Source organism: Bacteroides graminisolvens DSM 19988 = JCM 15093, assembly GCF_000428125.1.
Taxonomy (GTDB): Bacteria; Bacteroidota; Bacteroidia; order Bacteroidales; family Bacteroidaceae; genus Bacteroides; species Bacteroides graminisolvens.
This window is the reverse complement of record NZ_KE386627.1, coordinates 277665-290462: the sequence shown is the minus strand read 5'-3', so window position 1 is coordinate 290462 and position 12798 is coordinate 277665. Positions and strand designations below refer to the sequence as shown.

Annotated in this window: 9 protein-coding genes and 1 tRNA gene; 5 read left to right on the top strand and 5 right to left on the bottom strand. The window is 42.5% G+C overall.

Annotated elements, in window-relative coordinates:
- The first annotated feature begins 66 nt into the window (after positions 1 to 66).
- Both lepA and nhaA read left to right on the top strand, forming a co-directional pair.
- Positions 67 to 1848 carry a translation elongation factor 4 gene (gene lepA, locus C511_RS0113780; protein WP_024995590.1) on the top strand — a complete coding sequence of 594 codons (1782 nt, stop codon included), beginning with the start codon at positions 67 to 69 and terminating at the stop codon, positions 1846 to 1848.
- A gap of 75 nt (positions 1849 to 1923) precedes the next feature.
- Complete coding sequence (gene nhaA / locus C511_RS0113775; protein ID WP_034782526.1) at positions 1924 to 3276, top strand: Na+/H+ antiporter NhaA; 1353 nt, start codon at positions 1924 to 1926, stop codon at positions 3274 to 3276.
- A 77-nt stretch (positions 3277 to 3353) separates the two neighbouring features.
- Here the strand turns inward: nhaA and C511_RS0113770 are convergent, their stop codons facing one another.
- Both C511_RS0113770 and map read right to left on the bottom strand, forming a co-directional pair.
- On the bottom strand, positions 3354 to 4601 hold the full coding sequence (locus C511_RS0113770; protein ID WP_024995588.1) for a DNA recombination protein RmuC: 1248 nt from the start codon (positions 4599 to 4601) through the stop codon (positions 3354 to 3356).
- Positions 4602 to 4615: 14 nt separating this feature from the next.
- Positions 4616 to 5470 carry a type I methionyl aminopeptidase gene (gene map, locus C511_RS0113765; RefSeq protein ID WP_024995587.1) on the bottom strand — a complete coding sequence of 285 codons (855 nt, stop codon included), beginning with the start codon at positions 5468 to 5470 and terminating at the stop codon, positions 4616 to 4618.
- 234 nt (positions 5471 to 5704) lie between these two features.
- On the opposite strand from map, the gene C511_RS0113760 reads away from it, so the two are divergent.
- Complete coding sequence (locus C511_RS0113760) at positions 5705 to 6604, top strand: PhzF family phenazine biosynthesis protein (protein ID WP_027318293.1); 900 nt, start codon at positions 5705 to 5707, stop codon at positions 6602 to 6604.
- A 47-nt stretch (positions 6605 to 6651) separates the two neighbouring features.
- Here the strand turns inward: C511_RS0113760 and C511_RS17985 are convergent.
- A tRNA-Ser gene (locus C511_RS17985) sits at positions 6652 to 6739 on the bottom strand.
- Between the two features lie 148 nt (positions 6740 to 6887).
- Between C511_RS17985 and C511_RS0113755 the strand changes: the two genes are divergently transcribed.
- On the top strand, positions 6888 to 7313 hold the full coding sequence (locus C511_RS0113755; RefSeq protein WP_024995586.1) for a hypothetical protein: 426 nt from the start codon (positions 6888 to 6890) through the stop codon (positions 7311 to 7313).
- A gap of 97 nt (positions 7314 to 7410) precedes the next feature.
- On the opposite strand, the gene C511_RS16945 is transcribed toward C511_RS0113755, so the two are convergent.
- Positions 7411 to 8382 carry an RluA family pseudouridine synthase gene (locus C511_RS16945; RefSeq protein WP_034782522.1) on the bottom strand — a complete coding sequence of 324 codons (972 nt, stop codon included), beginning with the start codon at positions 8380 to 8382 and terminating at the stop codon, positions 7411 to 7413.
- Positions 8383 to 8421: 39 nt separating this feature from the next.
- Positions 8422 to 9849, bottom strand: coding sequence for a 23S rRNA (uracil(1939)-C(5))-methyltransferase RlmD (rlmD, locus tag C511_RS0113745; protein ID WP_024995584.1), 1428 nt, complete (start codon positions 9847 to 9849; stop codon positions 8422 to 8424).
- Positions 9850 to 10046: 197 nt separating this feature from the next.
- Here rlmD and ppdK point away from each other — a divergent pair, with 197 nt between their 5' ends.
- Positions 10047 to 12767, top strand: a complete 2721-nt coding sequence (gene ppdK, locus C511_RS0113740) for a pyruvate, phosphate dikinase (RefSeq protein WP_024995583.1) — start codon at positions 10047 to 10049, stop codon at positions 12765 to 12767.
- Positions 12768 to 12798 lie beyond the last annotated feature (31 nt).

Sequence of the window (12798 nt, the reverse complement as noted above, 5' to 3'; positions counted from 1 at the left end):
GGTACACTTTTTTTTATTCTTCCCTTTATGTATCTTTGCACACTAAATTAAAGTTAAATATCCAACATGAAGAATATTCGAAACTTTTGTATCATTGCTCATATAGACCACGGTAAGTCAACATTGGCCGACCGCTTGCTGGAATTCACCAAAACCATTCAGGTTACGGGAGGGCAGATGCTCGACGATATGGACCTGGAAAAGGAGAGGGGCATCACCATTAAAAGTCATGCCATTCAGATGGAATATATGCATAATGGCGAAAAATATATTCTCAACTTGATTGATACTCCGGGACACGTAGACTTTTCTTACGAGGTATCCCGTTCCATTGCCGCTTGTGAAGGAGCTTTGCTGATTGTCGACGCTTCGCAGGGAGTTCAGGCGCAAACCATTTCCAACCTTTACATGGCCATTGAGCACGACCTGGAAATCATTCCCATCATCAACAAATGCGATATGGCCAGTGCCATGCCCGAAGAAGTGGAAGATGAAATAGTTGAGTTGCTGGGATGCAAACGCGAAGAGATTATTCGTGCGTCGGGTAAAACCGGTATGGGAATAGAAGAAATACTGGCTGCCGTCATTGAACGTATTCCTTGTCCGGTGGGTGATGAAGAGGCACCGCTACAGGCCTTGATTTTCGACTCTGTATTCAACTCGTTTCGCGGCATCATTGCCTACTTCAAAATTACAAACGGTGTAATTCGCACGGGAGATAAAGTGAAGTTTTTCAATACCGGAAAAGAATACATGGCCGATGAAATTGGGGTTCTAAAAATGGATATGGTACCCCGGAAAGAGCTTCGCACAGGCGATGTAGGTTATATTATTTCGGGAATAAAGACTTCAAAAGAAGTAAAAGTAGGTGATACCATTACCCACATTGCACGTCCTTGCAGCAAGGGCATTTCAGGATTCGAAGAAGTGAAGCCTATGGTCTTTGCCGGCGTTTACCCCATTGAAGCCGAAGATTTTGAAGATTTGCGTGCCTCCTTAGAGAAATTACAGCTCAACGATGCCTCGCTTACCTTCCAGCCGGAGTCTTCTTTGGCTTTGGGCTTTGGTTTCCGTTGCGGATTTCTGGGCTTACTCCACATGGAAATTGTTCAAGAACGTTTGGACCGCGAGTTCGATATGAATGTGATTACCACTGTTCCCAACGTGTCATACAAGGTGTACGACAAACAGGGCAACATGGCCGAAATACACAACCCGGGAGGTATGCCCGACCCAACACTGATTGACCGTATTGAAGAACCTTACATCAAGGCTTCGGTTATTACCACGACGGATTACATCGGACCGATTATGACCCTTTGTCTTGGAAAGCGCGGAGAGCTGATTAAGCAAGAGTACATCTCGGGCAATCGGGTAGAGATTCATTATAACATGCCTTTGGGAGAGATTGTGATTGATTTCTATGATAAACTGAAGAGTATCTCCAAAGGATATGCTTCTTTTGATTACCATACCGACGGATTCAGACCATCCAAACTGATCAAGATGGACATTCTGCTCAACAGCGAGCCGGTTGATGCTTTGTCAACACTGACCCACGTTGATAATGCCTACGAATTAGGCAAGCGAATGTGTGAAAAGCTCAAAGAACTCATACCGCGCCAGCAGTTTGATATTGCTATTCAGGCAGCTATTGGTTCCAAGATTATTTCCCGGGAAACAATTAAAGCCGTTCGTAAAGATGTTACCGCTAAATGTTATGGAGGTGACATCAGTCGTAAGCGTAAATTGCTTGAGAAACAAAAGAAGGGTAAGAAGCGCATGAAACAGATTGGTAATGTGGAAGTTCCGCAGAAAGCCTTCTTGGCAGTGCTGAAACTCGATTAGTAAAAAACAAAAAGGGGTAACTGCACTTGTTCGCAGAGCTTTGAGCGAAGTTACCCCTTTATAATTTAGATTTATATGGAAAAAGTTCTGAAATCAATTCTTAAAACCATTCGTTTGTGGAGCGCTGCGGTGCCCATGAATATAGTAGCTAGTGCATTTCTCTTTCTGATGGCGTTGTTGGCTGCCGTTGCTGCCAATTCCTCTTTCGCTCCTGCCTACAACGAGTTCTTGTCGCATCAACTGTATTTTCAGGTTGGTGATTTCAATCTGTTTTCGCACAATGGTCACAGCCTAACGGTGCATCAGTTTATTAACGACGGATTGATGACGGTTTTCTTCCTGACCGTGGGACTGGAAATTAAACGTGAATTACTGGTAGGTGAGCTATCGTCCGTTCGCAAAGCATTGTTACCTTTCATTGCAGCCTGTGGCGGAATGATTGTTCCGGTGGCTATTTACACATTTATTTGTCCGGCAAATACCGATGCAGGTCACGGGTTAGCTATTCCTATGGCAACAGACATCGCCTTTTCGCTGGGTGTACTTAGTTTGCTGGGAAAGCGAGTGCCACTGAGTTTGAAGATATTCCTCACCGCCTTTGCTGTGGTCGATGATATTGGTGGCATCATGGTGATAGCAGCATTCTACAGCAAACACGTAAGTCTGGGATATTTAGCTTGGGCAGCCGTTTTATTGCTGATGTTGTTCCTCATAGGTAAAAGAGTGTCGACCAACAAGACTTTCTTCATGCTGATTGGAATTGTAATCTGGTATCTCTTTTTGCAATCGGGCATACACAGTACCATTGCAGGCGTATTGCTTGCCTTCGTGATACCCGCTCGTCCACGTCTGGATGTAGGAAAATACATTGAACGCATCCGGCGTACTATTAATATGTTCCCGGTAACGAATGAAGATGAGATTGTACTTACCAACAGGCAAATCGCCATGCTGAAACGGGTGGAGTCTGCTTCCGACCGCGTAATCAGTCCGCTACAATCACTCGAAGACAACCTACACCTGGCAGTAAACTTTGTGATCTTGCCTTTATTTGCTTTTGCCAATGCCGGTGTGGTGTTTAGCGGAAGCGGGGAGTTGATAGGAGATGTAACCTGGGCCATTGCAGCCGGATTGCTTTTCGGGAAACTCTTCGGTATATATCTATTCACATGGCTTGCCGTTAAAACGGGCATTGCCGGCATGCCAAGGGGTATGACCTGGAAAACAACGGCGGGAGTGTCCTTGCTGGGCGGTATCGGTTTTACCGTTTCCCTGTTTATCACAAATCTATCTTTTGGAGACGGGCAGGCAGTACTGCTAAATCAAGCTAAGTTCGGTGTACTTCTGGGTACTTTAGTGGCGGGTATGCTGGGATTTCTCTACCTGCGTTGGGCATTGGCCTATGATGAAAGAAAATTGAAACATTAATAAACTGCATGTTATCAATAACAAATTGCCCCAAAAGCTCTGGTGAACTTTTGGGGCGATTTTGTTTGTGTAGCTGATTAAGGATTTTCCGTTGTCTCGTCATCGTCGTCATCAAAAGCTTCCAGAGGAAGAATTTTACGACTTTCATCTTGAGGTAGTTCCTCCACTTGCCGCAACCTACGTTCAATGGCGCGTGTTCGTTTTCCCATTACCTCTTCCAGTTGGTCTCCTGCATTTTGCAGGTTCTTTTGAACCTTTTGCAACATGCCTCCAAACTTTCCGAATTCTGTTTTGACAGCCCCCAACACGCTCCACACTTCACTGGTACGCTTCTGAATAGCCAACGTACGGAAACCCATCTGCAAACTATTTAGTATGGCTCCCAGGGTAGTAGGACCGGTAACCACAATCTTATATTCCTTCTGCAGAGTCTCTACCAATGCCGTTCGCCGAATCACTTCAGCGTAAATGTTTTCAAAAGGTAAAAACATAATAGCAAAATCAGTTGTGGCAGGCGGATCAACATACTTCTCATGAATATCTTTAGCCATTTTCTTAATGACAGTCTCCAGCTGTTTGCCGCAAGCATCCATCGCTACGGCATCTCCGGCCTCAAAAGCATCATAATAGCGTTCGTAAATATCCTGTGGAAATTTGGCATCGACCGGTAAGTACACCACCTCTTCGTTATCATTCTTTCCGGGAAGTTTGATGGCATACTCTACAAAATCGGTAGAACTCTTTTTGGTTTTCACATTGACGGCGTATTGCTCCGGACTCAACATCTGCTCCAACAAAGCCCCCAATTGTACTTCACCGAAAGTACCGCGCATCTTCACATTGCTCAGTACTTTCTTCAAGCCTCCAACGTCTTGCGCCAACGATTGCATTTCGCCCAGTCCTTTCTGCACGTTTTCGAGCTGCGAACGAACGATTTCAAACGACTGACCAATGCGTTCGTTCAATGTTTTCTGTAGCTTTTCCTCTACCATCACGCGCATATCATCGAGTCTTTTTTCCGTGGAAGTCACCAGCTTATCCTGCTGCTTGGTCAGCTCATCGAACTTTTGCGCCTGCAACTCACCGTTAGCACGCATATTCTGATACATGGCATCTTGCAAATGACGAATGTTTTCACTCAACGTTTGCGTTATTTCCATGCGTAACTCACGAATGCTACGGTTTAGCTCTTCACGGTTTTCTTGCATCTGCTGACGCAAGACGGTTTGCAGTTCATCCCACTGTTTGGTTTGTCTGCGTCCGATAAAAAGGAAAAGCAACACCAGCAGCACCACCAGGTTGACCGTTAGCAAAACAATCTCCATAAAGTAGTAAGCGATTAATAAGTAAGCACCTCGTTGCCCGTTTCCGTAATCAGAATCATTTTCTCCCATTGAGCAGACGGCATGCTATCATCTGTGTAAACAGTCCATCCGTCTTCCTCATCAATGAAAACATCGCACTTACCCATATTAATCATCGGTTCAATAGTAAAAGTCATGCCCGGCAAAATCATCATTCCCGTTCCTTTACGTCCAAAATGCTCTACATCAGGTTCTTCGTGAAACTTAATGCCAACACCATGTCCGCACAACTCACGTACCACACTGTAACCGTTCTTTTCAGCGTGTTGTTGAATGGCCGCACCCACATCACCCAGTCGGGCCCAGGGCTGCGCTGCTTGAATACCAATTTCCAGGCACTCTTTGGTCACATCTACCAATCTTTTGATAGCCGGGTGCACATTGCCAATCATAAACATGCGCGATGCATCCGAGAAATAACCATTATAGATGGTAGAAACATCCACATTGACAATATCGCCGTTCTTCAGAAATTCTTGTTCCGATGGAATGCCGTGACACACTACATCATTAATTGAAGTACAAACACTTTTAGGGAACCCTTCGTAGTTGAGCGGAGCGGGGATGGCACCATGGGCAAGCGTATAGTCATACACCAGCTTATCGATTTCGGCTGTGCTCATTCCCTCACGGATATGTGCCGCTACATGGTCAAGTACTCCTGTATTGATAAGCGCACTAGCCTTTATCCCTTCAATCTGTTCCGGTGTTCTCAGAACTTTTCTAGGAGGAAGTTTAATGCCTTGCTTTCTATATTTTTGGATTCTTTCTTCCATTTCATCCGGATAGTTTTTAGGTGTAAACCGGCCACCATTCATTATTTTTTTCATCTTGTAAGAAGTTTGTCTCACAAAAGTAATGCTTTTATTTTATCCGTTTATCAAAAGAGAATGAATTAAATCATTATTTTCAATAAAAAAGAAAGGACATTTAAGAAAAAAAAGTATTTTTGATGCGGTTTATTTATTACTTGGTCGATACCTGACAGGCAAGTGGAAACATCTGTTGTATTAGCTAACACAGACAATATCTGAGGTACGAACAAAACTAAACTCAAAAGAAGGATGAAAGAATTCAATTTTAAGAAGATTGATGCATTTGCAACAGAAAGCTCAACCGGAAACCCGGCAGGTTATATACGTTTGGCTGAACTGGCAGATATAACAACTGCCGAGATGCAACAAATAGCCAAAGAATTAAAAGGCTTTGTCAATGAAGTAGGATATCTAGCTCAAGTTAATGATTTTGAATTCGATCTACGTTACTATTCGTCCGAAAGAGAAGTCGATTTTTGTGGTCATGCAACCATTGCAATCATGTATGATCTGATCCAAACAAATAAATTCTTGGCCGAAGTTCCTACCCTGAAAATAAACACCAACAGAGGTTCTCTCACCGTCTACAATCAAACGAAATCCGAAGATGCCGTTTTCATCATGTCACCCGTACCGGAACACAAGAAAATCTTGATTGACAGTGCAGAATTGGAAAAACAACTGAAACTTACATTGGGTGAAGTCGACACGCAACGCCCCATATCTGTTATTAATGCGGGGTTAACCACGCTGATTGTGCCCATTGTTTCATTGGAAGCAATTATAAAAATAAAACCCGATATGGAGGAACTAAAACGGTTTTGTGTGAAAAGCCAGATTGATATTATTGAAGTATATACTGCCGAAACACGAAACAAAACAAATGATTACAGGACAAGAGTTTTTGCACCCACATTCGGCTATCTTGAAGATCCTGCTACCGGCTCCGGTAATTCCGCCTTTGGTTACTATTTAATAGAAAACGATTGGTGGACGGAAGGATTGCTAACGATAGAACAAAATGGATTAATTGACAATTATAACGTTGTTAAGTTGCAAATGCAGAAAGATGAAAGCAATGGGATTAGGGTCTGCTTTGGTGGTAATGCCGTGACCAGAATTGAAGGGAAATACTATATATATAAATAAAGGCTGCCCAATAAATCAGACAACCTTTATCACAACGAACAATTTAGCGGAAAGAGTGGGATTCAAACCCACGGTACAGCAAAGCCGTACAACGGATTTCGAGTCCGTCCCGATCGATCACTCTGGCATCTTTCCTTAACTTGGGCGCAAATATACATCTTTTTAGAGTTCGTTATCACCCGTTGTTGTGCAAAAAAAGTATAAATAACAAAAGAATCTTTCAAATATAATTTTATCTTTGCACCAAATTTAATTAAGTATCAATTATATAATAAAAACTAAAATGAGAAAATTAAACTATGTAAGCATCTTACTTGCGGTAATCACAGTTCTGGGGTTAACTTCCTGCGAAGAAAATGAAGATTTCCAAAACAGTGAATCAAAATTATGTAATCAACTATGGGTGGAGGGGTATAATATAACCTCCGAGGATCATTGTACGCATCAATTGGAATTTGCCTACAACGGTTCGGGTCGCGAAATATTTATTTACCAACGCTACTATAACGGTTACTTACAAACACCTTATAAAACGGAAACCTTTAGTTTTACGTGGTATTGGCAAAACGATAACAGAGAAGGGTTGGTCTTAAAATACGGATCGAATGATTTTATTTATTTTGATGATGTTTGGGTGAGAAATGATTATCTTTCGGGAGTATTTGATGGAGTGAAATCTACTTTTACTAATTCTGTCATCTTGAACTAAGACAGACCAAGTGTTTATCTATATATAAAAAAGAGTGCTCTTCGTAATGAAAAGCACTCTTTTTTTATGTAATTATCAAGAGAATAGCCGCTTCAGATTATTCTGTATCAATGACATCTTCCTTTGGTTTTGCTGTCTTTTGTTTCAACATGATTTTCCTGAATTCCGAAGGATAAGGTGTTTCAAACTCTAACAACTCATCGGTTACAGGATGATAGAATGAGAGTTTGTAGGCATGTAATGCCAAGCGTCCAATCGGATTGTTACCATCACCGTATTTCACATCTCCCAGAACCGGATGTTTGAGATCTTGCATGTGTACGCGAATCTGATTTTTGCGTCCCGTTTCCAGTTCAAGTTCCAGCAATGAATAACCATTTGCTCTTTTGATTACCTTGTAATGCGTAATGGCTTTATCACCTCCGTTATTGGTCATGCTTGAGTAAGTGATAAACACCTTGTTGTCTTTCAACCACGAAGTAATGGTACCACCGTCTTTCTCCACCTCACCCGATACAACAGCCACATACCTTCTGTCTTTCACAATTCTGTCCCAATAATCCTGCAAAGTAATTTTGGTCTTCTCATCCTTGGCAAAAACCAATAAGCCCGATGTATCACGGTCTAAGCGATGTACCACATATATTCTATGGTTTTTGCCCGAACGTTGCACATATTCATTCAAGATGCTGTGAGCAGTACGTTCCTTTTGCTTATCAGTTCCTATTGTGAGAAGTCCTTCGCGTTTATCAACCACCAAAAGATATGCATCTTCGTATACCAGTTTCAGGAGACTGCTTCTAAATTCTTTATTGCCTTTATTTTTGCTCACCTGCACTTTCATACCCGGCTTAAGCGGATGATTATATTGCGTGCGGATCACATTGTCGACCATAACCATGCGCTTGCTCAACAGAGATTTCGCTGTAGTTCTGCTTATACCGTCTATCTTATTCATCAAGAAATCCATCAGTTCGCTGGCCTCTTTCACAGAATACGCTGTATATTTTGCCTTAGCTCTTGCTACAGGCTTACTCTTCTTTTCTTTTTTCTTTTTGGTTATCACCATAATTCATCATTTATAAAGACCATTCATACGGTCCGGTTTTTATCGCTTTTCAAGCAATACCACATTCTCAACGTGATGCGTATGCGGGAACATATCTACCGGTTGCACGGCAGTCACTTTATATTTTTCATCCAACAAAGCCAAATCACGCGCTTGCGTTGCCGGATTGCAACTCACATAAACAATACGTTGAGGTTCTGCAAACAAAATAACATCTACTACATCCTGATGCATACCGGCACGGGGAGGATCGGTAATAATCACATCCGGTCTGCCATATTGGTTGATAAAATCTTGCGTCAGCATGTCTTTCATATCACCGGCGAAGAACAACGTATTCTTGATGCCGTTAATATCAGCATTCACCTTAGCATCTTCAATAGCCTCGGGAACGTATTCAATACCAATAACCTGTTTGGCCTTGCTTGCAACGAAATTGGCAATAGTACCTGTACCCGTATACAAATCATATACCAGCTCATTGCCCGTTAGTTGTGCGAAGTTTCGAGTTATCTTATACAAATTATAAGCTTGTTCGGAATTGGTTTGATAGAATGACTTCGGACCGATTTTAAATTTCAATCCTTCCATCTCCTCATAAATGTAATCGTTCCCTTTGAAGACAAACACGTCTCTGTCTGTTATCGTATCGTTGCATTTATTATTAATAATATAAAGGAGAGAAGTTATTTCGGGGAAAGAATCTGCCATGTGCTGCAACAGTTTCTTAAAGAGTACCATTTCTTCCTCATGGTGTTCTTCGTCAATGCGGCAGATAAGAATGACCATCAGTTCTCCCGTAGTAGAGGTACGAATAATCATGTTACGAAGCATACCTACCTGATTGCGCAAGTCAAAGAAGCTATAATTATGTTCATAGGCATAGTCACGTACGGCATTACGTATACGGTTTGAAATATCATCTTGTAACCAGCATTTCTCTATGGCCAGCACTTTATCAAACGCATTGGGAATGTGAAATCCCACTGCATTCATCTGATCATAAGTTACGTTTTGCTTTACTTCCTCATAAGTAAGCCAACGCTTATTAGAGAAAGTGAATTCCAGCTTGTTACGGTAAAACGTTGTCTTCTCAGATCCCAGAATAGGAGAAATCTCCGGAAGTTCAATTTTTCCGATGCGGGTCAGGTTGTCCGTTACTTGTTTCTGCTTGTACTTTATTTGTTCTTGATAAGGTAAGATTTGCCATTTGCATCCGCCACACACACCGTAATGTTCACAAAATGCTACCTCACGGACAGGTGAATACTCATGGAATTTCACAGCTTCAGCTTCCGCATATTTGTTTTTCTTTCTCTTGACTTGTAAATCGACCACATCTCCGGGCACAACAAAGGGAACAAACACTACCAAATCGTCAATCTTAGCAATTGCTTTTCCTTCAGCCGCCACATCTTTTATAGTCACCTTCTCCAAAAAGGGAAGTTCTTTTTTCTTTCTTGCCACTTTTACACCAGTATAATTAATTATTTTGCAAAAATAAGCATTTTTGGGAGAATTCTCTCTATCTCTATAAATATTAAATATTGCCATCTTGAAATTACATTTAACGTGAATATTTTTCCCTGAAATGTTTTGCAGTCTCCAAAATATCATTAGTTTTGCGAACAGAAAAAACCTTATATAACTTTAAACACACACTTATGGACAAAAAAAGAGTCTACACCTTCGGGAACGGACAAGCCGAAGGTAGAGCCGACATGAAAAACCTTTTAGGCGGCAAAGGGGCAAACCTGGCAGAAATGAACCTGATTGGCGTTCCGGTACCTCCCGGATTTACAATAACCACTGAAGTTTGTACTGAATACTATGAACTAGGTCATAACAAAGTGGTTGCCCTACTTAAAAAAGAGGTTGAACAAGCCATTGCACATATTGAAACATTGATGAGATCCAAATTCGGTGACGTGGAAAATCCTTTATTGGTTTCCGTACGTTCCGGAGCTCGTGCTTCCATGCCCGGTATGATGGATACGATTCTGAATTTAGGTTTAAACGACGAGGTGGTTGAAGGATTAACCCGTAAAACAGGCAATGCACGTTTTGCATGGGATTCATACCGTCGTTTTGTTCAGATGTATGGCGATGTGGTACTTGGTATGAAACCTTCAAACAAAGAAGAAATTGATCCTTTTGAGGAAATCATTGAGGAAGTGAAACACGCCAAGGGTGTTAAGCTCGACAATGAACTCAAGGTAGAGGATCTGAAAGAACTCGTGGCTAAGTTCAAAGCAGCTGTGAAAGAACGTACCGGTAAGGATTTCCCTGCATCTGCTTTCGAACAGTTATGGGGGGCTGTATGTGCCGTATTTAATTCCTGGATGAACGAACGTGCCATCTTGTACCGCAAAATGGAAGGTATACCCGACGAATGGGGAACGGCTGTTACCGTGCAAGCCATGGTATTTGGAAATATGGGCGAAACATCGGCAACAGGAGTGTGTTTTTCACGCGATGCCGGTACCGGTGAAGATCTTTTCAACGGCGAATATCTGATCAATGCACAAGGCGAAGATGTGGTAGCCGGAATACGCACTCCACAACAAATTACACTCATCGGTTCGCAACGTTGGGCTGCTTTGGCAGGCGTTAGTGAGGAGACTCGTTCTAAATGTTACCCGTCAATGGAAGAGGCTATGCCCGAGATTTATGCTGAGCTTGATCGCTTACAAACCAAACTGGAAAATCATTATCGTGACATGCAAGACATGGAATTTACCGTTCAGGAGGGCAAGTTGTGGTTCCTGCAAACGCGTAACGGTAAACGTACCGGTGCTGCTATGGTTAAAATTGCCATGGACTTGTTACATCAGGGAATGATTGACGAGAAAACTGCTATACTTCGCGTAGAACCTAATAAATTGGATGAACTGCTTCATCCGGTATTTGATAAAATAGCTTTAAGTCAGGCCACTGTACTGACTCGTGGACTTCCGGCTTCGCCTGGGGCTGCCACCGGACAAATTGTATTCTTTGCTGATGATGCAGCCGAATGGCATGCCGCCGGTAAAAAGGTGGTGATGGTTCGTCTGGAAACTTCTCCAGAAGACTTGGCCGGAATGCAAGTAGCACAAGGTATTCTCACGGCTCGCGGGGGTATGACTTCGCATGCAGCTGTAGTGGCAAGAGGAATGGGTAAATGCTGTGTATCAGGTGCAGGTGCTCTCAATATTGATTACAAAGCTCGTACGGTAGAGATTGACGGAACCGTGTTAAAAGAAGGTGATTTCATCTCAATTAACGGTAGTACAGGAGAGGTTTACCAAGGCAAAGTAGAAACTCGGGCTGCCGAGTTATCGGGCGACTTCTCTGAATTAATGAAACTTGCCGATAAATATACCAAATTACAAGTAAGAACTAATGCCGACACGCCTCACGATGCTGCTGTTGCCCGTAATTTTGGTGCAGTCGGTATCGGTTTGTGCCGCACAGAACACATGTTCTTTGAAGGTGAAAAGATTAAAGCCATGCGCGAAATGATTCTGGCTGTTGATGCTGAAGGCAGACGCAAAGCTTTAGCCAAAATATTACCTTATCAGCAAGATGATTTTAAAGGAATATTTAAAGCCATGCAAGGCTATCCGGTTACAGTTCGCTTGCTGGATCCTCCTTTGCATGAGTTTGTTCCGCATGATTTGAAAGGTCAGGAAGAAATGGCAGAAGCCATGGGAGTTACGCTTGCGTATATTCAGCAGCGTGTGGAATCTTTGTGCGAACACAACCCTATGTTAGGACACCGCGGATGTCGCTTAGGAAACACGTATCCTGAAATAACTCAAATGCAGACTCGTGCCATTCTGGGAGCTGCACTTGAACTGAAAAAAGAAGGCATAACAACAATACCTGAAATCATGGTTCCGCTTACCGGAATTGTGTACGAATTCAACGAACAAGAAAAGGTGATTCGCAGCGAGGCTGAAGCTTTATTTGCCGAAAAGGGAACGCGCATTGAGTTTAAAGTAGGTACGATGATTGAAATACCTCGTGCAGCACTTACAGCCAACAAAATTGCCGCATCGGCAGAATTCTTCTCCTTTGGAACCAATGACCTCACACAAATGACATTTGGTTACTCTCGTGATGACATTGCTTCTTTCCTCCCGGTATATCTGGAAAAGAAAATATTAAAGGTAGACCCATTCCAAGTACTGGATCAGAATGGAGTGGGACAGCTGGTAAGAATGGCAACCGAGAAAGGACGTTCTGTTCGTCCCGATTTGAAATGTGGTATTTGCGGTGAACACGGTGGTGAACCTTCTTCTGTGAAGTTCTGCCATAAAGTGGGACTCAATTACGTAAGCTGTTCTCCTTTCAGGGTGCCCATTGCTCGCTTAGCAGCAGCGCAGGCAGCCATTGAAGAATGATTTATCCTTAAATTTAAGTTTTTTATATCAA

What these genes read in the sequence shown, in the direction of transcription:
- C511_RS16945 (WP_034782522.1), bottom strand. Translation starts at nt 8,382, where the DNA reads ATGGTGATAACCAAAAAGAAAAAAGAAAAGAAGAGTAAGCCTGTAGCA.
- ppdK (WP_024995583.1), top strand. Translation starts at nt 10,047, where the DNA reads ATGGACAAAAAAAGAGTCTACACCTTCGGGAACGGACAAGCCGAAGGT.
- nhaA (WP_034782526.1), top strand. Translation starts at nt 1,924, where the DNA reads ATGGAAAAAGTTCTGAAATCAATTCTTAAAACCATTCGTTTGTGGAGC.
- C511_RS0113760 (WP_027318293.1), top strand. Translation starts at nt 5,705, where the DNA reads ATGAAAGAATTCAATTTTAAGAAGATTGATGCATTTGCAACAGAAAGC.
- lepA (WP_024995590.1), top strand. Translation starts at nt 67, where the DNA reads ATGAAGAATATTCGAAACTTTTGTATCATTGCTCATATAGACCACGGT.
- map (WP_024995587.1), bottom strand. Translation starts at nt 5,470, where the DNA reads ATGAAAAAAATAATGAATGGTGGCCGGTTTACACCTAAAAACTATCCG.
- C511_RS0113770 (WP_024995588.1), bottom strand. Translation starts at nt 4,601, where the DNA reads ATGGAGATTGTTTTGCTAACGGTCAACCTGGTGGTGCTGCTGGTGTTG.
- C511_RS0113755 (WP_024995586.1), top strand. Translation starts at nt 6,888, where the DNA reads ATGAGAAAATTAAACTATGTAAGCATCTTACTTGCGGTAATCACAGTT.